General features: G+C 34.9%; 20 protein-coding genes. 19 read left to right on the forward strand and 1 reads right to left on the reverse strand.

The window, feature by feature from the left end:
* Positions 1 to 45: 45 nt before the first annotated feature.
* Complete coding sequence (locus ACRYLU_RS04375; RefSeq protein ID WP_445081290.1) at positions 46 to 2,124, reverse strand: heavy metal translocating P-type ATPase; 2,079 nt, start codon at positions 2,122 to 2,124, stop codon at positions 46 to 48.
* A 200-nt stretch (positions 2,125 to 2,324) separates the two neighbouring features.
* Here ACRYLU_RS04375 and ACRYLU_RS04380 point away from each other — a divergent pair, with 200 nt between their 5' ends.
* The 19 genes from ACRYLU_RS04380 to mraY all read left to right on the forward strand — a co-directional run bounded on the left by ACRYLU_RS04380 (position 2,325) and on the right by mraY (position 22,308).
* The gene (locus ACRYLU_RS04380) at positions 2,325 to 2,423 is read left to right on the forward strand and encodes a KxYKxGKxW signal peptide domain-containing protein (protein ID WP_445081291.1); all 99 of its coding nucleotides are present in this window, start codon (positions 2,325 to 2,327) and stop codon (positions 2,421 to 2,423) included.
* Complete coding sequence (locus ACRYLU_RS04385; RefSeq protein WP_445081292.1) at positions 2,399 to 2,959, forward strand: hypothetical protein; 561 nt, start codon at positions 2,399 to 2,401, stop codon at positions 2,957 to 2,959. Before ACRYLU_RS04380 ends, ACRYLU_RS04385 begins: the two co-directional genes overlap by 25 nt.
* Complete coding sequence (locus ACRYLU_RS04390; RefSeq protein ID WP_445081293.1) at positions 2,937 to 5,828, forward strand: KxYKxGKxW signal peptide domain-containing protein; 2,892 nt, start codon at positions 2,937 to 2,939, stop codon at positions 5,826 to 5,828. Before ACRYLU_RS04385 ends, ACRYLU_RS04390 begins: the two co-directional genes overlap by 23 nt.
* 155 nt (positions 5,829 to 5,983) lie before the next feature.
* Complete coding sequence (locus ACRYLU_RS04395) at positions 5,984 to 6,838, forward strand: bifunctional methylenetetrahydrofolate dehydrogenase/methenyltetrahydrofolate cyclohydrolase (protein WP_047206475.1); 855 nt, start codon at positions 5,984 to 5,986, stop codon at positions 6,836 to 6,838.
* Positions 6,839 to 7,005: 167 nt separating this feature from the next.
* Positions 7,006 to 8,259, forward strand: coding sequence for an exodeoxyribonuclease VII large subunit (gene xseA, locus ACRYLU_RS04400; protein WP_098393960.1), 1,254 nt, complete (start codon positions 7,006 to 7,008; stop codon positions 8,257 to 8,259).
* Entirely contained in the window at positions 8,259 to 8,498 is a 240-nt protein-coding gene (locus ACRYLU_RS04405; protein WP_445081294.1) for an exodeoxyribonuclease VII small subunit, read from the forward strand. The genes xseA and ACRYLU_RS04405 overlap by 1 nt, the downstream gene beginning before the upstream one ends.
* A 149-nt stretch (positions 8,499 to 8,647) precedes the next feature.
* Positions 8,648 to 9,805 (forward strand): glycerate kinase family protein, encoded by a 1,158-nt coding sequence (locus ACRYLU_RS04410; protein ID WP_445081295.1) that lies wholly within the window; start codon positions 8,648 to 8,650, stop codon positions 9,803 to 9,805.
* An 80-nt stretch (positions 9,806 to 9,885) separates the two neighbouring features.
* On the forward strand, positions 9,886 to 10,743 hold the full coding sequence (locus tag ACRYLU_RS04415; protein WP_445081296.1) for a polyprenyl synthetase family protein: 858 nt from the start codon (positions 9,886 to 9,888) through the stop codon (positions 10,741 to 10,743).
* A gap of 21 nt (positions 10,744 to 10,764) precedes the next feature.
* On the forward strand, positions 10,765 to 11,238 hold the full coding sequence (locus ACRYLU_RS04420; RefSeq protein WP_259746427.1) for a GNAT family N-acetyltransferase: 474 nt from the start codon (positions 10,765 to 10,767) through the stop codon (positions 11,236 to 11,238).
* An 82-nt stretch (positions 11,239 to 11,320) separates the two neighbouring features.
* On the forward strand, positions 11,321 to 12,127 hold the full coding sequence (locus ACRYLU_RS04425; RefSeq protein WP_445081297.1) for a TlyA family RNA methyltransferase: 807 nt from the start codon (positions 11,321 to 11,323) through the stop codon (positions 12,125 to 12,127).
* Positions 12,124 to 12,570 (forward strand): arginine repressor, encoded by a 447-nt coding sequence (locus ACRYLU_RS04430; protein WP_270225180.1) that lies wholly within the window; start codon positions 12,124 to 12,126, stop codon positions 12,568 to 12,570. Before ACRYLU_RS04425 ends, ACRYLU_RS04430 begins: the two co-directional genes overlap by 4 nt.
* 148 nt (positions 12,571 to 12,718) lie before the next feature.
* The gene (gene recN / locus ACRYLU_RS04435; RefSeq protein ID WP_445081298.1) at positions 12,719 to 14,386 is read left to right on the forward strand and encodes a DNA repair protein RecN; all 1,668 of its coding nucleotides are present in this window, start codon (positions 12,719 to 12,721) and stop codon (positions 14,384 to 14,386) included.
* 721 nt (positions 14,387 to 15,107) lie between these two features.
* A complete protein-coding gene (locus tag ACRYLU_RS04440; RefSeq protein ID WP_038601472.1) occupies positions 15,108 to 15,674 on the forward strand; it encodes a TMEM175 family protein in 567 nt (188 codons plus the stop codon).
* Positions 15,675 to 15,771: 97 nt separating this feature from the next.
* Positions 15,772 to 16,293, forward strand: a complete 522-nt coding sequence (locus ACRYLU_RS04445) for a DUF805 domain-containing protein (RefSeq protein WP_058205392.1) — start codon at positions 15,772 to 15,774, stop codon at positions 16,291 to 16,293.
* Between the two features lie 23 nt (positions 16,294 to 16,316).
* The gene (locus ACRYLU_RS04450) at positions 16,317 to 17,255 is read left to right on the forward strand and encodes a DUF805 domain-containing protein (RefSeq protein WP_445081299.1); all 939 of its coding nucleotides are present in this window, start codon (positions 16,317 to 16,319) and stop codon (positions 17,253 to 17,255) included.
* 219 nt (positions 17,256 to 17,474) lie between these two features.
* A complete protein-coding gene (gene rsmH / locus ACRYLU_RS04455) occupies positions 17,475 to 18,428 on the forward strand; it encodes a 16S rRNA (cytosine(1402)-N(4))-methyltransferase RsmH (protein ID WP_260310929.1) in 954 nt (317 codons plus the stop codon).
* A gap of 157 nt (positions 18,429 to 18,585) precedes the next feature.
* Complete coding sequence (ftsL2, locus tag ACRYLU_RS04460; RefSeq protein ID WP_259762975.1) at positions 18,586 to 18,966, forward strand: cell division protein FtsL; 381 nt, start codon at positions 18,586 to 18,588, stop codon at positions 18,964 to 18,966.
* Positions 18,963 to 21,254, forward strand: coding sequence for a penicillin-binding protein (locus tag ACRYLU_RS04465; RefSeq protein WP_445081300.1), 2,292 nt, complete (start codon positions 18,963 to 18,965; stop codon positions 21,252 to 21,254). The genes ftsL2 and ACRYLU_RS04465 overlap by 4 nt, the downstream gene beginning before the upstream one ends.
* A gap of 64 nt (positions 21,255 to 21,318) precedes the next feature.
* Positions 21,319 to 22,308, forward strand: coding sequence for a phospho-N-acetylmuramoyl-pentapeptide-transferase (mraY, locus tag ACRYLU_RS04470; protein WP_010905599.1), 990 nt, complete (start codon positions 21,319 to 21,321; stop codon positions 22,306 to 22,308).
* Positions 22,309 to 22,372 lie beyond the last annotated feature (64 nt).

Genomic DNA, 22,372 nt, shown 5'->3' on the forward strand with positions numbered 1-22,372 from the left:
AAGTTTCATAATTAGTATGAAAAAAATAGAAGAGCATAGGCTCTTCTATTTTTTATCATACCTCAATCCCATCGCGTTGATTGAGACAATCACGGTTGAGATTGACATCAGGACTGCTGCAATGAGAGGGTCAATATAAATCCCTGTAAATGGATAAAGAATACCCGCTGCAACAGGAATAGCAATAATGTTATAGCCTGCTCCAAACCAGAGGTTTTGTTTCATTTTTCTAAGCATGCGTTTGGAGATATTAATCATATCCAAGACGTCACTTGGATTGGAGTTAACTAGGACGACATCAGCGGTACTGATAGCAACCGAAGTTCCTGCTCCAATCGCAAAACCAATCGTAGCAGTTGCAAGAGCTGGGGAATCATTGACACCATCACCAATGAAAAGCACGCCGGCTTTCTTTTGGTACTCTTTCACAATTTCTGCTTTATCTTCAGGTTTTAATTCCGCTCTAAATTCGGGAATATTTAGTGCACTAGCAATTTTTTGAGCAGTTTCTTTATTATCACCCGTGAGCATTACAGGGGTAATTCCTTGGGATAATAAACCATTAATAAAGGCTTTTGCGTCTGCTTTAGGAGAATCTCCTAAGGCAATAAATCCTAAAACATCTTCTTGTTCATTGATTAGGAAAGATACAGTTAAACCTAAATCTAAATATTGAGCAATCTTTTGTTCATCATAAGAAAGTTGATTTTCACGAAGATATTTATAGTTAACAATTTGATAAAAGTTTTGATTAACTTGCCCTTTAATTCCAACTCCTGGAATATTTTCAACCGCTTCAACTTTTAGATTTTCAAGAGGTTTAGCAGCTGAAACGATTGATTGAGCAATCGGGTGAGTGGAACTTCCTTCAAGTGCTGCCATGATTTGGAGAATTTCTGTTTCATCAGTAAAATCAATAACATTACGAACAATAAACTTACCGTCAGTTAATGTTCCCGTTTTATCCATTAAGGCATATTTAATTGTATTTATTTTTTCTAGAGAAGTTCTGTTTTGAATTAATAAACCATTTTTAGCAGAAATACTGGTTAAGCGAGAAACAACAAGTGGAACCGCAAGACCTAAAGCGTGTGGACATGCAATTACAAAAACAGAAACCGCAAGAAGTAGAGCAAAACTAAAGTTAGAGCTAACTGTCCAAAAAATTAATGAGAAGATACCGACAATAAGTGCAGTATAGAAAAGGTAACCAGCCACTCTGTCAGCCATATTTTCCAAATTAGATTTTTGAGCTTGGGCTTTCTTGACTAATTCGGCCACTTGATTGAGAAATGAATCTTTTCCAAGGGTTGTGACTTTCATCTCAAATGGTTGGTTTTGATTGAGGGAACCACCATAAACAAGGTCATTTGTTTTTTTATTGACTGCTTGGCTTTCACCAGTAATCATTGACTCATCAACGAGCGCTTCACTTAATATAAGGCCATCTGCAGGTATTTTCTCATTTTCTTTCACTAAAAGTAAATCGCCAACTTTTAGTTCTGAAAGCTCCACATCCTTCCCACTTTTTAAGTGAGCTTTTTTGGGAACAAGGCTTGCTAAATCTTTCAATGCATCGCCAGCACCCATGATTGCTTTCATCTCAATCAGGTGACCAATCAACATAATAACAATTAAAGTTGCCAGTTCAAACCAGAAGTTCATGCCCATATGTCCGTTAAGACTCATGATTGTGGCATAAACAGAATAAGCATAGGCAACGGTAATTCCCATTGTAATCAGCATCATCATGGCTGGCTTACGGCTTTTTAATTCACCTTTTGCTCCGCTAAAAAAAGGAGTCCCAGAGTAAAAGAAGATAATTGTACCAAGGATGAGTTGCAAAATTTCACTTCCGGGGAATTTAAGGATAGTAAAGCCAGCGATTGGTGAAATGAGTAGAAGGGGAATCATTAGAATGATAGCCACTTTGAGCTTTTTACTCATATCACCCATATGCATCATGTGTCCTCCATGATTCATCATATCCATATTGTCCATATCATGCATATTATCCATGCCATGCATCTCATGGTTTTCGTGCTTCATATCCACCATTTCATGATTGTGATGATGCTCAGACATCATTTCTTCGTGATTAGACGAATGAGTTTTATTTGACATATTTTCCTCCTAAATGAATGCTTTGAAATTTCTATCTATATATAGTTTACATTTGTAAACTATCAAAGTCAAGGAAAAAAGTTGTATTCTATAAATGTTACGAAATAACAATAGAAAGGTTTCTTTTGTAACTTAAATGTTATATCATGATATATAATCGTAGTGATACTTTATAAAAAGTATCAGCAAGGAGAGAATAAATGAAAAAAATACGGCCAGAAGTGTCTACTGTTATCTCCAAGTCCCATTTTAGAACCTGGAAATCAGGGAAAAGTTGGTTATTTGCTACTTCAGCATAGCTTTAATTATCGTTTCAGGAACGATTACTGACCAAAATGTAAAAGCGGACACAGCAGTTGATAGTAGTCAGCAAATTAGTGGTATTACAGAAGAAACAAGTTATTCAGCACTAGCTTCGTCGACAAATAGTGATGTTGCTGCTAGTCAAAATCAAGTTGCTTACGAACAAGCTAGTGACCAAAGTTCTAATAATTCACTGGCTAACACAGTAGAAACTGATACTGAGGGAATGACTTCAGATGTTTCAGATAGTAGCAACTCAATTAATGAAAGCCAAAATACGATAAGTACAGCGGTTATTCAAACTGCTACGAACAATATTGTATCACTTGCTGATTCAAGCTCATCAAATGATAATATCAGCAATTCTATATTAAGTTCTTCTAATGCTGCAGACAGCGTTGATTCGGCAGCTGTCTCTCAAAGTTCAACAAGTTCATCAGTAATTTTGAGTGAAAGTTCAGCAATTGATAGTGGTATTGGATCAACTTCTCAAAGTTCGGAAATAAATCTTGCGGAAAATAGTAGTGCCTAATGGTTCAAGTGCTGCTGTTGCTTCTTTTACAGCTATTCTAGCGACTAATTCGTCCGTGGTACCAATGCTTACTCAGGCACTAGCTGCAGCAGCGCCTGCTACAACAAGTGGTTCAGCTATTCTTAACACAACACTCGGAGATCTTGTAAATCAAGCAATTTCGACAGTGGGAATTAGTGGTTTAGAAAATATTTTAAACACTCTTGGAACTTTTAATATTCCAGGAATGACTACAGCCGCGTCAGCTCTTAATGGTGTTGAACAAATTGTCAATATTGTTGGAAATATTCAGGAAGCTGCTGCTAATCCTGGGGCCTTTCTATTAAATGGAATGAAATCTGCAGGTTTAGATGTTAGCCAAATTCCATTAGTTGGAGGGCAGATTGTGACGGCATTTAATGCCATCCCATCAATGAGCCCTGCTGCTATGCTTAATTTTCTTGAAAATCCAACAATTCCAGGACTTTCAAGTATTCCGGGGGCAAATCTAGTACTAAGCCCAGTACTTAGTGCAATAAGTACTGTAACAAGTGGGATTGTTAATCAACTTAATACGACAACTTCCAATGCCTTGGGTGGTGTTAATTTTGATATAGACACACTTGTCTCTCTTCAAGGAAATGATCTTGTCAACTACTTGGCTGGTTTAGTAGTTAATTCAGCAATTAATCGAGCAGGTCAAATTGCTTGGAGTCAATTATCTCCAACTATTAGTAATATTCCTCTTGTAGGTATTACAGTTAATAATGTTTTAAACCCAATATTAAATAATCTTACTGGAGCATCTTTGGGAGAAGTTGCGAATTTAACTGGAGTTTCCAGCCTTCTTGACCAAGTAAATAATAGTTTGGGTAATCTTACAAGCCTTGGTTCAACAGCCTTATCCACTATTGAGAACACGGTCCAAAATAGTCTAAACTCACTTGGTAATCTTCCTGTTGGTGCTTCGGATATTCTTAACCAAGTGGTCAATCAATTGCAAAATGCGATCAATAATATTGTTGAAAGTGCGACAGGGATTGTAAATAACTTACCAAGTCTTGGAGCTATCGAAAATGACCTTTCGAATACCATTAGTCAAATACAAAATTCGGATATTCTTAACCAAGTGGTCAATCAATTGCAAAGTGCTATTAATAATATTGTTGAAAGTGCGACGGGGATTGTAAATAACTTACCAAGTCTTGGAGCTATCGAAAATGACCTTTCGAATACCATTAGTCAAATACAAAATTCGGATATTCTTAACCAAGTGGTCAATCAATTGCAAAGTGCTATTAATAATATTGTTGAAAGTGCGACGGGGATTGTAAATAACTTACCAAGTCTTGGAGCTATCGAAAACGACCTTTCGAATACCATTAGTCAAATACAAAATTCGGATATTCTTAACCAAGTGGTCAATCAATTGCAAAGTGCTATCAATAATATTGTTGAAAGTGCGACAGGTATTGTAAATAACTTACCAAGTCTTGGAGCTATCGAAAATGACCTTTCGAATATCATTAGTCAAATACAAAATAATGTTAATAATTTTGTTAATAATGCACTTAATGGAATAACGACAATTATCAATTCTTTAACTCCAAGTGTTGGTGCTTCAACAGTTAATCCAAATTCTAGTGCTAATAGTAGCCAATCAAGCAGTAGTGCCAGTTCTTCATCAAGTGCAGCTAGTAGTTCAACTTCATCTTCAAATGTATCAAGCAACACGAGTTCTAATTCTAGTGAAGCAAATACTTCAAGTTCGACTTCTAATGATTCAAGTTCAACTTCCAGTGAAAGTGGTGTCCCAAGTTCATCCTCGGTAGAGTCAAGTCAAACAAGTTCTGCTGGAGTAAATAGTTCAAATTCAAGCTCAGAGAGTTCAAGCATTTCAAGTTCAACTTCCAGTGAAAGTAGTACTGCTAGTTCATCTTCGGCGGACTCAAGTCACTCAAGTTCTGTTGGGATAAGTAGCTCAGATTCAAGCTCAGAGAGCTCAAGTTCTTCAAGTTCAACTTCCAGTGAAAGTAGTACTGCTAGTTCATCTTCGGTGGACTCAAGTCACTCAAGTTCAGCTGGGGTAAGTAGCTCAGATTCAAGCTCAGAGGGCTCAAGTTCTTCAAGTTCAACTTCCAGTGAAAGTAGTACTGCTAGTTCATCTTCGGTGGACTCAAGTCACTCAAGTTCAGCTGGGGTAAGTAGCTCAGATTCAAGCTCAGAGGGCTCAAGTTCTTCAAGTTCAACTTCCAGTGAAAGTAGTAGTACTGCAAGTTCATCTTCGGTGGACTCAAATCACTCAAGTTCAGCTGGGGTAAGTAGCTCAGATTCAAGCGCAGAGGGATCAAGCGTTTCAAGTTTAAGTTCAAGCGAAAGTAGTATTACAAATTCTAGTGGGATAAGTGATTCAAATTCAAATACTGATCAAACTAGTACTACAAGTCCCTCTTCTGAAAATTCAAGTCATTCAAGTCTGAGTTCAAATGAATCAAGTAGTGCAAGTTTGACTTCATCTGAGTCAAGTGGTTCAACAACATCTTCAAGTATGTTGACTAATCCAAATTTACAAGCTAATGATAAAAATGGCTCAAGTTTAATTTCGAATAGTTCGTATACTTCAGAAATGAAACTAAATAACTTGAGTGACTCAAATTTACCTTCGAATGAAGCAAAAGTTTCGACTTTAATTTCTAAGGTATCAAGTAGTCCAAGTCTTTCAAATTCATTAAGCGCAACGAGCTTACAACTTGTACCAACTGTAACGAAAGAAGAACTTCCCAAAACAGGTGCTGATGACGATTTAAGTTTAGTATTAGCAGAATTGGGATTAGGCTTAGTGGCAACGTTAACTATTGGAAAAGTTAAATATAAAAAAGGTTTTGAGTAGTATATTTTAATTAAGGACTTCTTTTCTTTGGAAAGAAGTTTCTTTTTAATTTGGAATTATTTCTTTATTAAAAATTACGAACAATTTAAAATAAAGAAAGAAAAAGGAATGATAATGATTAGAGGATGAATGTTGGCTTATGGTATAATAGTTCTATGAACTTGATAGATGGAAAAGCACTTGCTGCTAAAATGCAAGCTGAGTTGAAAGTTAAAGTCGATAAATTAAAAGAAGCGGACAATGTTCCAGGTCTTGCCGTTATTCTTGTGGGCGAAGATCCTGCGAGTCAAATTTATGTCCGAAATAAAGCACGACAAGCCACAGCAATTGGATTAAATTCTAGTGTGGTTCGTCTACCAGAAACAGTGACAGAACAAGAACTGTTAGATTTAATTGAACAGTATAATCAATCAGAACAATGGCATGGTATTTTGGTACAATTGCCATTGCCAGAACATATTTCTGAAGAAAAGGTTTTACTAGCTATTGATCCAGAAAAAGATGTGGATGGTTTTCACCCAATGAATATGGGACGTTTGTGGTCTGGAAATCCTCTGATGATTCCTTCAACTCCAGCCGGTATTATGGAAATGTTCCGTGAATATAATGTGGAACTTTCTGGTAAACGTGCAGTTGTGATTGGTCGTTCAAATATCGTCGGAAAACCAATGGCGCAATTATTAATGATGGCTGATGCTACTGTGACAATTGCTCATTCAAAAACAGAAAACTTGCGCGAATTGACTAAGGAAGCTGATATTTTGGTAGTTGCTATTGGTCGTGACCGGATGATTAAAGCTGAGGATGTCAAAGAAGGTGCAGTTGTAATTGATGTTGGAATGAACCGTGATGAAGATGGAAAACTTCATGGTGATGTTGATTTTGATGAAGTAAAAAATGTTGCAAGTTTGATTACCCCAGTACCTGGTGGAGTTGGTCCGATGACGATTACAATGCTCATGGAACAGACAGTTCGTGCAGCAAGTAGAAAAATGAACGAAAATAAATAGTTAATTAATAAAAGAGTAACTAAGTTTATAGTAATTTCTAAGGACTTATTTTTAAGTTAGAAGTTTTTTGAAGATAAACTTTTTACTTTTTTTCGATTTTAGCAGTAGAAATCTTACTAACAGAATGATTAGTAAAAAAGTTTAATTAAGAACTAAAGAGTGAGGGAATGACAGAATATTTATCAGTATCAACCTTAACAAAATATTTAAAAGCGAAATTTGACCGTGATCCATATCTTGAACGGGTTTATTTGACAGGAGAAATTTCAAATTTTAGAAGAAGACCAAATCATCAATATTTTGCACTTAAAGATGAGGGTGCCGTGATTCAAGCTACGATGTGGGCGGGACAATTTCGCAAATTAGACTTTGAATTGGAAGAGGGGATGAAAGTTTTGGCTGTTGGTCGAATCAGTATTTATCCACCTTCTGGCTCTTATTCTATAAATATTGAAAGTTTAGTTCCAGATGGCGTTGGAGCTCTTGCGGTTAAGTTTGAACAGTTGAAGAAAAAACTGACTGCTGAAGGGCTATTTGAACAACGTTGGAAACAAACTTTGCCACAATTTTCTAAGAAAATAGCTGTGGTAACTAGCCCGTCAGGAGCGGTCATTCGAGATATTATTACGACGGTTCAACGTCGTTTTCCGATGAGCCAAATCGTTCTTTATCCGACAAAAGTTCAAGGACAAGGTTCGGCTGAAGAAATTGCTGAAAATATCCGTCGAGCTAATGAACGTGGTGATTTTGATGTCATGATTATTGGTCGTGGTGGTGGTTCTATCGAAGATTTATGGGGATTTAATGAAGAAATTGTGGTTCGAGCAATTTTTGAATCACGTATTCCAATTATTTCATCGGTTGGACATGAAACAGATGTGACTTTAGCTGATTTTGTTGCTGATAGTCGTGCAGCGACTCCAACAGCGGCAGCCGAATTAGCAACACCAAATACGAAGGTTGATTTAATAAATTGGGCGAATGAGCAGGAAAAACGACTTTTTAACCGCTTAACACATTTAATTAAAATAAGGCGTGAACGAGTAGATAAATTAAGCCAGTCAGTCGTTTTTAGACAGCCAGAACGCTTGTACGATGGACACTTACAAAAACTTGACCGTCTGTGTGAACGTTTGTCAGTGCTAACGGAAAATAAAGTTGCAAATATGAAACACCGTTATGAGCTGTCAGCTGGGAAATTAATTCCGACTTACGGAAAGATAGTTGAAGCTAAGAAGAATAAGACGGAGCAACTATATCAGTCTTTACTTTTATTAGATATCTCAAAAATAAAAGCCCGTGGTTTTTCCCTCGTTACTGACGAAAAGGGAAAGATTATTAAATCCGTAAGTGATGTGAAAAAAGGTCAGACTTTAGATGTTGAATTGACTGACGGAAAAGTAATTGTGGAGGTAAAATAATGGCAACAAAAAAAGAAGATGTAAAATTTGAAGATAATTTGGCAGAGTTAGAAAATATTGTTCGTAAGTTAGAGTCTGGTGATGTAGCGTTGGAAGATGCTATTGCTGAATTTCAAAAAGGAATGAAAATTTCGGAAACTTTGAAAAAAACACTTAATGAAGCGGAAGAAACATTAGTAAAAATAGTTGGAAAAAATGATCGGGAGAGTGATTTCTCTCCGGAACAGAAAGACTACTAAAATAAAAAAACTTTGATTTTTCAAGGTTTTTTTATTTTAAACAAAATTTTACTGACAAAAAAGCCTATTATTCTAATATCAATCTTATTTATTATATACTAATAGTAAATAGAATTGTGGTCAAGTCTTTTATAGAAAGAGTAGATTAAATGAAGAAAAAATTTGTATTAGCGCCAGATTCTTTCAAAGAAAGTTTGAGTGCGCTGGAAGTTTGTCAAGCAATGGAAAAAGGAATTAAAAAAGTATTTCCTGAGGCTGAAATAATTTCCATGCCAATGGCTGATGGTGGTGAGGGAACAACAGATGCTTTGATTGATGGAACGGGTGGACGACGGGTATATAAAAAAGTACAGGGTTCATTTGCAAATACAAATGTAGAGGCCTATTTTGGTATTTTGGGAAACTCAAATACGGCGGTCGTTGAGATGGCAAAGGCAAATGGTCTGGAATTGGTTGCTTTGGAAGATAGAAATCCATTGATTACATCAACCTATGGATCAGGACAATTAATTAAGGCCGCAATGGATGAAGGAGTAGATAAAATCATCATTGGCATTGGTGGGAGTGCGACTAATGATGGTGGTTCTGGCATGGCTCGTGCTTTGGGAGCTAGGTTTTTAAATAAAGACCAAGAAGAAATTCCGCTTGGTGGAGCTTTCCTTAAAGAAGTCAGAACAATTGATATGAGTGATTTTGACCCAAGAGTGGAAGAAATTGAAATATTAATTGCTACTGATGTCACCAATCCTTTAATCGGAAATAATGGCGCTTCTTATGTTTTTGGACCACAAAAGGGAGCAACTGAGGAAATGGTCAAAGTATTGGATGAAAACTTGAAGCATTATGCAGAAATTGTTCATAATAATCTAGGAAAAGATGTTAAAAATATACCGGGAGCTGGTGCAGCAGGTGGTTTGGGAGCAGGTTTGCTTGCTTTTACCAATGCAAAAATGCAATTAGGAATTGAGCTTGTTGCACAAACAATATATTTAGAAGATAAAATTAAAGAAGCTGATTATGTATTTACAGGTGAAGGTGGAATGGATTATCAGACAAAATTTGGTAAAGCACCTTATGGCGTCTGTAAAATTGCAAAAAAATACAAGAAACCTTGCTTTGCTTTGGCAGGATATATTGGGGATGGAGCAGAGGTTCTTTATGAGGAAGGTATGACCGCTATTTTTGGTATTTTGAGTCAAGCACAATCTTTGTCAGATGCCTTGGCTGACGGTGCAAAGAACGTTGAGCGAACAAGTGAAAATATTACAAGAGTAATAGCAATGAATGAGCAAAAGGCTCACTTATAAAAATGGAATGGATTTAAAAAATAAAAAATTTCCTCAAATCATCACGGTTTTTAGTCGTGAATTTTGGTATAATTAGGGTAATGGATACGAAGATACGAAAGTTAGAAGACTTTTTAACTGAATTTTATGAAAGCGCTGAATTTCCAACTGGCTTAGCCGAATCAGCAAAATATTCTTTATTGGCAGGCGGTAAACGAATTCGCCCTCTCCTTTTTTTAAACCTATTAGAGGCTTTTGATTTAGAACTGAATAAGACTCATTATCATGTGGCAGCCGCTCTTGAGATGATTCATACGGGTTCTTTAATCCATGATGACTTACCAGCAATGGATGATGATGATTATCGTCGCGGGCAGTTAACTAATCACAAGAAATTTGACGAGGCAACTGCAATTTTAACTGGTGATACTTTATTTTTTGACCCTTTCTTTATCCTTTCAACTGCTGATTTATCAGCAGAAATAATAGTAGCGTTGACGCGTGAATTGGCCTTTGCTTCAGGTTCTTATGGAATGGTTGCGGGGCAAATCTTGGATATGGCTGGTGGAGGAAAAGAGTTGACATTAGCTGAAATTGAGCAGATTCATCGCTTGAAAACTGGGCGACTTTTAACTTTTCCTTTCGTAGCTGCTGGAATTGTTGCTCAAAAATCAACGGATGAAGTTGAAAAACTTCGTCAAGTGGGGCAAATTTTGGGATTGGCTTTTCAAATTCGAGACGATATTTTAGATGTTACAGCAACTTTTGCTGAGCTTGGAAAAACACCAGGTAAGGATATTTTAGAGGAAAAATCAACATATGTTGCTCATTTAGGACTTGAGGGAGCAAAAAAATCACTGACGGAAAACTTGTCAGAGGTTAAAAAATTACTGACAGACTTATCAGTTACTGACAGCTCTGAAATTTTTAAAATTATTGAACAATTGGAAGTGAAATAAATGGATTTTCAAATCAAAATTTTGACAGAAAATGATAGAACTATCATTGAAAAATTTTTTGAAAAAGCGAGTGATTATGCAATTCTTGAGAGCGGTTTTTCAAATCCACAACTAGAGACGGAAAGTTTCATAAATGATTTACCACCTGCAAAAAAGCTGACTGACAAATTCAATTATGGTATTTTTGATAAAAATAATAACTTAGTCGGTGTGATTGATTTAATAAAGGATTTTCCAACAAAAGGGGAATTTATGCTAGGGTTACTTGAATTTGTACCCGCTGTCCGTCACCAAGGTTTAGGTAAAGCTGTTCATAAAATTTTGATTGAGAAAGTTCGTGATTTAGGAGCAAAGAGTTTACGAATCGGTGTCTTAGAAGTCAATAATTCTGCTATAAAATTTTGGAAATCCTTAGGATATATAAAATTCAAAGAAACAGAACAAGATTTTGGAAATAAAAAGCAAAAGATTGCCGTGATGAGATTGAAGTTATAATTTAAAAAAATGAAATAAAAAAAGAAATTATTAGTTACATTTCTAAGAAAAATACGTATAATTACTATAAAGAAAGATCTACATGAAAGAAAGAATTGACGTACTTGCCACGAATCAAGGTTTGTTTGAAACACGAGAGCAGGCCAAAAGAGGAGTAATGGCTGGTCTAGTTGTTGATAATAAATCAGGAGAGCGTTATGATAAACCTGGTCAGAAAATTGATGATGGAACAGAACTTCGTCTTAAAGGTGAAAAGTTAAGATATGTTAGTCGAGGAGGTTTAAAATTAGAAAAGGCTCTTAAAGAATTCCATTTAGAAATTGATGGAAAAACTTGTCTTGATATTGGTTCTTCAACTGGTGGTTTTACTGATGTAATGCTTCAAAATGGTGCCAAATTAGTCTATGCTTTAGATGTTGGAACCAATCAATTGGCTTGGAAAATTCGCTCAGATGAACGCGTTGTCGTTATGGAACAATTTAATTTCCGAAATGCTGTTTTAGCTGACTTTGGACAAGGAAGTCCGTCATTTACTAGTATAGATGTTAGTTTTATTTCTTTAGATTTAATTCTACCGCCACTTTATGAAATTTTGGAAGAAAATGGCGAAGTAGCAGCACTTATTAAACCGCAGTTTGAAGCGGGACGTGAACAAGTCGGAAAAAATGGAATTATTCGTGATTCTAAAGTTCACCAAATGACTATTGAAAAAGTTTTAAAAACAGCCACTCAACTTGGTTTTTCAGTAAAAGGTTTGACCTTTTCGCCAATCAAGGGTGGGGCTGGAAACGTTGAATTTCTTGTCCATTTACTTAAAGATGGAAAAGCAGAAATTGCTCAGCAGGTTAATATTGAATCAGTTTTACAAAAAGAAAGTGAAGAACTATGAAAAGAGAAGACCGATTAAACTTTATTGCTCAATTTATCCGTGAAAACGAAATTAAAACGCAAGAAGAACTTGTGAATACCCTCTTAACTCATGGAATTGACGTTACTCAAGCGACCGTTTCCCGCGATATCAAATCACTTGCTCTAATCAAGGTGCCAGCTGAATCTGGTGGTTATCGTTATGATTTACCAAAAAACAAGGAAGTTTTACAATCAAGTCTTCATAAAGCCTTAGCTTTTGAAGCAATTACGGGAACAAAAATCAAAGATAATATGCTCTGGATTCTTGCTAATCCAGGGACAACGAGTCTTGTGAAAAATTATCTTTTGGAAGAATATGGCGATGATATTTTTTCAATCATTATTGATGATAATAGTGCTTTAGTTATTTTTGAAATGGAAGAAGATGCTAAAAATCTTTATAATTTACTGACAGAATTTTAAATTTACTGACAAGAATATTGTGATAAAATTCTGCTGAATATTTTGAGCGAATTAATAGCTGTCAGTAAAAAAGAATCAAAGTAGGAAAAAGATAAGGTTATTAGTTTACTAATAGCCTTGTCATTTATTTTTGAGAAAGGAAATTTTGATGTTACAAGAGATTTCAATCAAAAATTTTGCAATTATTGAAGAAATTCATCTATCCTTTGAGAGTGGAATGACGATTTTAACTGGGGAAACTGGTGCGGGAAAATCAATAATTATTGATGCAATGTCTTTATTATTAGGTGGGCGTGCTTCGAGTGATTTTGTGCGGCATGGGGCAACCAAAGCCGAAATAGAAGGTCTCTTTTTCTTTGATAAAACTCCAGAATTGAAGGCGGTACTATTAGAACTTGGCTTTGAAGAAGTAGATTCTGAAATTATTTTAAGACGTGAGATTTTTGCCAATGGTCGCTCCGTTTGTCGAATCAATGGTCAAATGGTTAATTTAGCTACGCTAAGACAAGTGGGTGAATTATTAGTTGATATTCATGGTCAACACGATAGCCAAGAATTGATGAATCCGAAAAGCCATCTTCGTTTACTTGATGAATTTGGTGATGAAGCCTTTGATGCGATAAAAGATAATTACAAACTCAAATTTGAAAACTTCAAAAATTTGCGTCAACAGCTCAATTTACGACAAAAAAATGAGCAAGAATTTGCTCAAAGAATTGAAATCCTTCAATTTCAGGCTGAAGAAATTGAAGCGGCGGAAATTAATCTTGAAGAAGATGAACAATTAGTTAATCGCCGAGAAAAGTTAAATAATATTAAAAATATTGCTGATTCGCTTAGTGGTGCTTATCTAGCGCTTGATGATGAAGATAATGATTATTCAAGTCTTAATAATATCCGAACCACAATGACAGAACTGGATAAAATTAGTAACTTTGATAATGACTATCAAGAACTTGCTGACAAGACCGCTGAAAGTTATTATGTATTAGAAGAAGTTGCTAATCAAATTCAAAGAATCATGAGTGATTTAGAATTTAATCCAGCGGAACTTTTACAAATTGAAGACCGGATTATGACCTTGACTACTTTGAAGAAAAAATATGGCCCAGAACTGTCCGATGTGATGAACTATTTAGAGAAAGTCCAACTTGAACTCTCAGAACTGACGGGTTCAGAAAAGGACTCAGAAAATCTAGAAAATTCAGTTAAAGTTGCACAAGTTCAACTCATTGAAGCAAGTAAAAAACTTAATGAAGCGCGCCATAAAATTGCAAAAGAAGTTGAAAAAGATATTAAACACGAACTTTCTGAGCTTTATATGGAAAAAGCTGATTTCAAAGTTAGTTTTGAAGGGGCAAAGTTTTCGGCAAATGGAAATGAGCATGTTGAATTCTTTATTCAAACCAATCCGGGAGAAGGATTTAAACCACTGGCAAAAACGGCTTCGGGTGGTGAACTTTCACGTTTAATGCTCGCTATAAAATCAAGCTTTTCAAGACGCGAAAATAAAACAGCCATTGTTTTTGACGAGGTTGACACTGGTGTTTCTGGCCGTGTTGCTCAAGCGATTGCTAATAAAATATATAAAATTGCTAGACATGGGCAAGTTCTTGCAATTTCTCACCTTCCACAAGTTGTGGCCATTGCCGACAGACAATTTTATATTGAAAAAGCTTCAACCGATGATATTACTACTTCCACAGTTAGAAAATTAAACGCTGACGAACGAGTTAATGAAATTGCGAAAATGCTTGCTGGTGAAGATTTAACTAAAGAAGCCTTAGCTCAGGCTAAACGTTTATTGAGCAAATAAATCGAATATTATTAAGAAAAAGTCTTGATTTTTAATCAGGACTTTTTATCTTTTTGATGACAAAATCATAATCAGTGTAAAATTGAAACCACAAATATGTATATAACGAAATAATCAATGTTAAAATTAAATTGTAGTTACACTATTAAAAATATTGGAGTATATGTGAAAGTAAATAAAATTTGAATTTTAATCAATTTGGCCTGTTTTTTTTTTTTTTTTATGAGCATTATAATCAAAATTATTTTTTCTTGTTCGTAGGTATTGTTGGTGCCTGTGCGGGAATAATCTGTATGTTATGCGAAATGCTGATCCAAATTCTTAGAAATCAAAAGATAAAAAATAAATTAAAAAAACTAAGTATAGATAAATTTCTTTGATTTGTTAGCAAATGTTACTGACAAGCCTTTTGAAAAAGGCTAAAATATCTTTATATACTATGTGCCAACTTCCAAGTCAGAGAGCCATAGATAAAAACGCCTTCTCCTATATAAGATAAGGGCGTTTTTATTATAAATTTGAAGCCTCAATTTATTGGGGCTTTTTATCTCCAAAGGAAATATTATGAAGTAAAATTAGATTTTTTACCATTAAGAACTTCTGTTAAAGTTCTTTTATGAATTAAACTCAATATGTTATAATGAGATATCAACCATAGTACTGAAAGGAGAGGTTTGTAATTTAAAAACTGAAGTCGTATTTTATAATTTAGGAGTTAAAAATGAGTAAAACACGTTTAGAAGCATTTACGGATGCTGTCATCGCAATTATCATGACTGTCTTAGTTTTAGAATTGGTCCGTCCAGATTCAGATAGCTTACAAAGTTTTATTGCTTTACTTCCGCATCTGGGTGTCTATTTTGTAAGTTTTTTTATACTTGCTATTTACTGGGTCAATCACCATCATCTTTTTCAAAGCATCAAAAGAATTAATGGAAAAGTTCTATGGATAAATATTAGTTTTCTTTTTGTCTTATCACTTATTCCTATTTTTTCTAACTGGGTATCAATCTATCCTAATTCATTTATCCCAGAATTAGGCTATGTGATTATCTTTTTCTTAGGGAATTTTATTTATCTACTTTTGACAAGAGAGTTATTGAAAATCAATGGACATCGTAAAACGTCTGAGACAACGATTAGAAAAAATATCCTAAGTGTTGTGCTCAATATTGTCAGCATTTTATTAGGTTATTTTATAGCTCCAGTAATCATGCTTGTTGGTTCAGCCTTAATTTTTTCAATGTGGGTAATTCCAGATAAAAATATTGAAAAAATGTTTAAATAATCTTTTAATAAAAATATGAGTTTACTTAATAAAAAAGTTTGGAATAAATAACTGACCTTCTGTCAGTAAATAATATTATAAGTAAAGAGGAATAACAATGATTAAAGCATACATCAAATATTGGAAAAAAGCAGGAGATTTAAAATCTTATTCAAATCGTTCGGATTATTGGTGGGTTTTCTTGACTAATTCAATCATATTTGCGATTCTCAGCATTTTAAACTTTATGGTGACAATCCCCAAAGCTGGAAAAATAATGAGCCAATCTGCAACTTTATCACAAAAAGAAATTATTCAACAGGTGACAGACTTATATGCCAACCCCACGGGTGGAGCATTAGTAATAGTTATTGTTACAGCTCTCATTGGTCTAGCTATTCTTGTTCCTAATATCAGTTTGACAGCTCGTCGTTTACGTGATGCTAGGTTTCCTTGGTGGATTGCTCTTATTTTTGGAGTAGCTGCAATTTATGGGCTGGTTACAATGTTTATTCATCAAGATTTTCTAGCAAAAATGGGTTATTTTGTTGGATTTATCAATTTCATTATTTATATTCTTTGTCTTTTTCCAACTAAATATGGCATTGACGAAGAAGATGATTCAAGGACTTATGAATAATCATAAAAATAGAGAGGAAAAATATGGTTCAAGCTTATAAAAAATTTTGGCTAGGAGCTTTTACTTTCAATAGAAAAACTAGTCGTAAAGATTTTTGGTCAGCCTTATTAACTCATATCATAATATTTGTTATCTTGTTTAAAGCTTATCATTTTTTTAATTTATTAGATTTTTATCAACTAACGACTTTATGGCAAACTTTTGCTTCATTCTTTCAATTGGTATTTAACCTATATTTCTTTGGAAGTTTATTGTCCTTCATTGCTCTAACTGTTCGAAGATTAAATGATGCTGATTTACCTTGGGCACTTATTTTTCTTAATTTTATCCTTGGGTTAGGAACTCTTGTGCTCTTGGTACTTAACCTACTTCCAAGTTCACCTAGGGCTTTAAAATTCGAGGAATACAAGATTAATTCTTCTCAAGAATTTAATAATTTACCAGAGACAAAAACATTGTCAGGCATATTCAAGGACTATTTCAAAAATTACTTTGAATTTCGCGGAAGAACGACAAGAAGAAATTTTTGGTGGATGCAACTGTTTTGGGGATTGACCTTTATTCTTTTTCTGTTTTTAATTTATCTTTTCAATCAATTTGAACAAATAATGTTTGGCTACAATTTTATTGGTAGTATGGTACTGCGTTTATTCTTTTTCCTATTTATCTTAGGAACATTTTTCCCACAACTTACGATTCATGTAAGACGCATAAGAGATGCTGGTCTAAGTAATTTAGGACTATCACTTTTGTTAGGTGGAACAAGTGGAATATTAATTTTCTATCAAATGTTCACAAAGGCTTTAAAAATAACATATATAACCGGTCACTATCAATTAGTTCAATACCTCTTATTTTTACTAGTAATGATTGCAGTATTGAGTTTAATTATTGTAGAAATAATGGCGACAGGAGAATTAAAAACAAATAAAAAAAATTCTTTATTTGAAAAAATAGACTGATTAATTTCAGTCTATTTTTAGTATTAATTGTTAAACTATAAAAAGTCACGTTTACACAACTTGTAAATTGAATTGACATCAAAGAAGTCAGTAATAGATACAAATGCAGTTCATGTAAGCCTTTTTATTAAAAAAATCTTTACATAATCATGTAAACTACTACAAAAATAGAAAAAAAGTGATATAATAAACTGTAAGTATACAAGGAGGACGGCGCTCTTGCCAAAAACAATAGCATTTAAGCATGATACAGTCTTACTACATGAAACCGTAGATATGCTTGAAGTAAAGCCAAATGGAATTTATGTTGATGCGACACTAGGTGGCGCAGGACATAGTGAGTATCTTCTTCGTAAACTGACTGATGGTCATCTTTATTCATTTGACCAGGATGAAACTGCTCATGAAAACGCAAAAGTACGCTTAAGTGAGCAACTTGCAGAAGATAAAGTAACATTGATTAAAAGTAATTTTCGCTATCTTAAATCAGCTTTAGCTGAATTAGGAGTCACGAAAATTGATGGAATTCTTTATGATTTAGGAGTTTCTAGCCCACAATTCGATGATAGTCAACGTGGTTTCTCTTACAAAAAAGAGGCAAGATTAGACATGCGGATGGACCAAAATCAAACTCTTTCTGCTTATGAAGTTGTAAATGATTATCCTTACGAAGCATTAGTTCGCATTTTTTTCCGCTACGGCGAAGATAAATTCTCTAAACAAATTGCTCGTAAGATTGAACAAGCAAGAAAAATTAAACCTATTGAGACAACAATTGAGCTTGCGGATTTAATAAAATCTGCATTGCCTCAAAAGGAGCTCAAGAAAAAAGGGCATCCAGCCAAACGCATTTTCCAAGCGATTCGTATTGAAGTAAATGATGAACTTGGAGCAGCGGAAGAATCAATCGAACAAGCCATTGATTTATTAAAAGTTGATGGTCGAATCTCGGTAATTACTTTTCATTCTTTGGAAGATCGTTTAACAAAAACAATTTTCAAAGAATATAGTACAGTTAATGTTCCTAAGGGATTACCGATGCTTCCTAAAGATATGGAAGCTAAACTAAAATTGATTAATCGCAAACCAGTTCTTGCAAGCGAAGAAGAACTCGAATTTAATAATCGAGCTCATAGTGCAAAATTAAGAGTAGCGCAAAAACAAAGAGATTAATCAAATAACAAGTTGGTCTAATAAAGAGGGTTTTCCCACTTGAGGATTGTTTTTGGATGTCTTATATAAATGAAATAACAATATTTAGCTTTTCTCTTTTCAATAGTGAAGAGAGTAAGTTAAATTTCTTTAGTAAGATAAACGAGTGGAGGCAAAGATGGCAGCACAGCCTAAAGAATACTTCGATATAGAAACTGCGGCGAAAAAAGATAGTTATCTCATTGATACGGAAACTTTAGCGCCAGAGGTTCTAGCAAGTAAGTTTAAAAAGTTTTCTGGTGTTGAGAAGGTATTCTATCTGACAATGGTAGTTGCTGCTTTAGTGTTGGCTGTTGGTCTACTTTATGTTAAGACTAAGACACTTGAAGTTCAAGGGAATACAATGGACTTACGTTCAAAAATTTCTCAAGAAACAACACGAAAAACTGAATATGATCAACAAATTTTAGATTTAACATCAGGTACTAAAGTGCTTGATATGGCGAATAAAGCTGATTTAAAACAAAATCCTTCTAATGTATTGAAAGCAACGAAATGATAAAATTTTTAAAAAAACTAATTTTCTTTCCTTTTAGAAAAGTATCACGAAATGCCCGAAAAACGAATTGGAGTACAGAAAGAAATCGTAAACGAGTAGGTAAGAGCCTGTTTTTCCTAGCTATTGCGCTGTTTACGGTTTTTATATTTCGTTTTGTCTGGCTAATTACCGTCAATCATGTCGGTGGAACCAATCTTACAACAATGGCCAAGAATAACTACCAAAGCACAGTAACGGTTCAGGCGAAGCGTGGGACAATATATGACCGTACAGGTGCGGCTATTGCGGTAGACTCAAGTACCTATACAATTTATGCTGTAATTGATAAAACACAGGTTGATTCAAACGGAAATCCTCTTTATATTGATAAAAAAGATTTTACCAAAGTTGAAGATTTCTTGAATAGTAAACTTGGAATTGACCATGATTTAATTAAAAAGCAGCTCAATTCTAAATTGAAACAAGTTCAATTTGGCCCTAAAGGGAGTGATATCTCTCTTGAAAAAATGAAAGAGATTCAAAAAGCGGCTGAGAATGAAAAAATTGTTGGACTTGGTTTCACGGCAAATATTTCTCGTTCATATCCTTTTGGAAATTTTGCTTCTCAATTTATTGGTATTGCTCGTCCTAAAGATGAAAATGGTACTCAAGCTCTCAAGGGTGATATGGGCTTGGAAAAAGCCTTTAATAATGTTTTGAGTGGTGAAAATGGTAAAGAAACATATCAAAAAGATATCTATGGTCGCCCAATTCCAGGAACAACTAAAGTCATTGAACCTGTTAAAAATGGTCAAGACGTTTATACTACACTTGATGCACAACTTCAAAGAAATCTTGAAGGATATATGGACAAAGCGGCTACGGATACTGGAGCACAACAACTTTCAGGAACTTTAGTTGATGCTCATACCGGTGAGATTTTAGCAACAAGTCAACGTCCAACCTATACGGCAACAACGATCAATGACGCTGAGAAACAAAAGTATTTCACTTGGAACAGTTTGCTCTCACAATCAGCCTTTGAACCGGGTTCAACATTTAAAACTTTCTTGATGGCTGGAGCGCTTGATAGTGGAAAAGTAAATCTTAATGAAACTTACCAACGGAAACTTCAAGTTTATGATACAACGATTAATGACTGGGATGTAACAGAAAATAAAAGTTATACTTTGCCAGAAACAGTAACCTATGCTCAAGGTTTTGCTTTATCTTCAAATATTGGAATGAGTAAAATTGAAATGAACATGGGTAATGATTTATGGGGAAGTTATCTTAATAAATTTAAATTTGGTCTTAAAGTAAGAGCCGGTTTAGATGGTGAAAATCCGGGAGCCCTTCCTTCATCGAATGCCGTTACACAAATTCAATCTTCATTTGGTCAAGGGGTTGCGGTTACTCCACTTCAATTGATTAGAGGTTGGACGGCTATTGCTGGAAATGGAACAATGCTTGAGCCACATATTGTCAGCAAAGTAGTAGATCCGAATACAAAAACAAGTTTGACTTCTAAAGCAGAAGTTGTTGGACATCCGGTCTCTAATGATGCAGCAAGTGGTGTGCGTGATTTGATGTTAACAGTAAATACTGACCCTGTTTACGGAACATCTTATTCAACAAGTGGCGATTCTGAGCAAAATCTTGCTGCTGGTCCTTTATTTATGGTCAATGGTGAACCGGCTGCAGTTAAAACGGGGACGGCCCAAATTGCCTCACCAACGGGTGGTTATATGACAGGTTCTCAAGATTACCTTTACTCTGCTGTTGTGATGTATCCTGCTAAGAATCCTGATTTTATTTTCTATATGAATGTAAAAATTCCTACAGAAAGTTGGACACTTAAATATATTGCTCGTGTGGCAAATCCATTGTTAACAAGTGCTGAAGCAATGAAGAATGATTTATCAGTTAGTGCTGATACTGATACTAAAGCTGGTAAAGTGACCATTGAGAATTATAAAGGCAAAGATTCAGGAGATACTGCTGATAGCTTACGCCGTACTGTCCTTAGTCCGGTTATTATCGGGACAGGGGCAAAAGTAACTGCTCAATCGATTGCTGAAGGTGAAAAAGTTTCAGCAAATTCACGAATTTTACTTTTGACGAATGATAAAGATCAGGTGATGCCTGATATGTATGATTGGTCGAAAAAAGAAGTTGAGCAATTGGCTAATTGGTTTGGAATTAAAGTAACTTATGAAGGGTCAGGAAACAAAGTTTTGACTCAAAGTATCGAAACTTCTACCAATGTTAAAAAAGGTCAAACTCTAACTGTTAAAATGGGAAATTAAAAATTATTAATTGAGGCTCCACAGACACTAGTCTATGTGGAGCTTCAAAAATTAGGAGAAGAAAATGTTATTGAATGGGATAGTGGCGGCGGTAATTACAATGATTATAACAATCATTGGTATTCCTCGCTTCATTATGTTCTTCCACAAGAAAAAATTGGGTGGGCAACCAACCCTTGAAGATGTAAAACAGCATGCTAGTAAAGCTGGGACTCCTACAATGGGTGGCTTTGTCTTCGTTGTTGTGAGTTTAGTAGTTTCATTAATTGCCGCTTTGGTTTTTGGCAAATTTAGTCCAGCTTTCATTACTGCGTGGTGGGTCTTTGCCATGTATGCTGTCATTGGCTTCTTAGATGACTTTTTGAAAGTATTCAAACAAATTAATGAAGGTTTGACTGCCAAACAAAAAATGTTGGCTCAAATTTTAATTGGGATTGTTTCCTATTTCATTTATAGTCATGGGGAAAAATCACATATTATTCATCTTTTAAGTTGGGAATTTAATATTGGGATTTTCTTTTCAATTTTCATTATTATTTGGCTTGTGGGTTGGTCAAATGCGGTCAATCTTACTGACGGAATCGACGGTCTTGCTTCAATCACTGTTGCGATTTCACTGACAGCTTATGCAGTTATCGCAGTAGCACATCAACAGTACGATGTTTTGTTGATTATCTTGTCAGTCATTGGTGGTTTGCTTGGATTCTTTGTCTTCAATCACAAACCAGCAAAAATTTTCATGGGTGATGTTGGTTCCTTGGCTTTGGGTGGTTTTCTTGCCATTGTGTCAATCTTACTTCATGCCGAATGGACTTTGCTTTTAATTGGTGCGGTTTATGTCATTGAAACACTTTCAGTGATGCTACAAGTTGCTTATTTCAAGAAAACAGGTGGTAAACGTATTTTTAGAATGACTCCTATTCATCATCATTTTGAACTCGGTGGATTTTCTGGAAAAGCAGCTGGTTGGTCAGAATGGAAAATTGACATTGTCTTCTGGTTATTTACAGCAGTGCTGTCAGTAATTGCGCTTTGTATTTACTTTGCTTTTTAATTAATAAATTTACTGACAGAATGGTCAGTGAAAAGTCGCTCTTGTGAGCGACTTTTTTTATTTT

The organism is Lactococcus sp. KTH0-1S (genome assembly GCF_052544945.1).

What these genes read in the sequence shown, in the direction of transcription:
- ACRYLU_RS04375 (WP_445081290.1), bottom strand. Translation starts at nt 2,124, where the DNA reads ATGTCAAATAAAACTCATTCGTCTAATCACGAAGAAATGATGTCTGAG.
- ACRYLU_RS04380 (WP_445081291.1), top strand. Translation starts at nt 2,325, where the DNA reads ATGAAAAAAATACGGCCAGAAGTGTCTACTGTTATCTCCAAGTCCCAT.
- ACRYLU_RS04395 (WP_047206475.1), top strand. Translation starts at nt 5,984, where the DNA reads ATGAACTTGATAGATGGAAAAGCACTTGCTGCTAAAATGCAAGCTGAG.
- xseA (WP_098393960.1), top strand. Translation starts at nt 7,006, where the DNA reads ATGACAGAATATTTATCAGTATCAACCTTAACAAAATATTTAAAAGCG.
- ACRYLU_RS04405 (WP_445081294.1), top strand. Translation starts at nt 8,259, where the DNA reads ATGGCAACAAAAAAAGAAGATGTAAAATTTGAAGATAATTTGGCAGAG.
- ACRYLU_RS04410 (WP_445081295.1), top strand. Translation starts at nt 8,648, where the DNA reads ATGAAGAAAAAATTTGTATTAGCGCCAGATTCTTTCAAAGAAAGTTTG.
- ACRYLU_RS04415 (WP_445081296.1), top strand. Translation starts at nt 9,886, where the DNA reads ATGGATACGAAGATACGAAAGTTAGAAGACTTTTTAACTGAATTTTAT.
- ACRYLU_RS04425 (WP_445081297.1), top strand. Translation starts at nt 11,321, where the DNA reads ATGAAAGAAAGAATTGACGTACTTGCCACGAATCAAGGTTTGTTTGAA.
- ACRYLU_RS04430 (WP_270225180.1), top strand. Translation starts at nt 12,124, where the DNA reads ATGAAAAGAGAAGACCGATTAAACTTTATTGCTCAATTTATCCGTGAA.
- recN (WP_445081298.1), top strand. Translation starts at nt 12,719, where the DNA reads ATGTTACAAGAGATTTCAATCAAAAATTTTGCAATTATTGAAGAAATT.
- ACRYLU_RS04440 (WP_038601472.1), top strand. Translation starts at nt 15,108, where the DNA reads ATGAGTAAAACACGTTTAGAAGCATTTACGGATGCTGTCATCGCAATT.
- ACRYLU_RS04445 (WP_058205392.1), top strand. Translation starts at nt 15,772, where the DNA reads ATGATTAAAGCATACATCAAATATTGGAAAAAAGCAGGAGATTTAAAA.
- ACRYLU_RS04450 (WP_445081299.1), top strand. Translation starts at nt 16,317, where the DNA reads ATGGTTCAAGCTTATAAAAAATTTTGGCTAGGAGCTTTTACTTTCAAT.
- ftsL2 (WP_259762975.1), top strand. Translation starts at nt 18,586, where the DNA reads ATGGCAGCACAGCCTAAAGAATACTTCGATATAGAAACTGCGGCGAAA.
- ACRYLU_RS04465 (WP_445081300.1), top strand. Translation starts at nt 18,963, where the DNA reads ATGATAAAATTTTTAAAAAAACTAATTTTCTTTCCTTTTAGAAAAGTA.
- mraY (WP_010905599.1), top strand. Translation starts at nt 21,319, where the DNA reads ATGTTATTGAATGGGATAGTGGCGGCGGTAATTACAATGATTATAACA.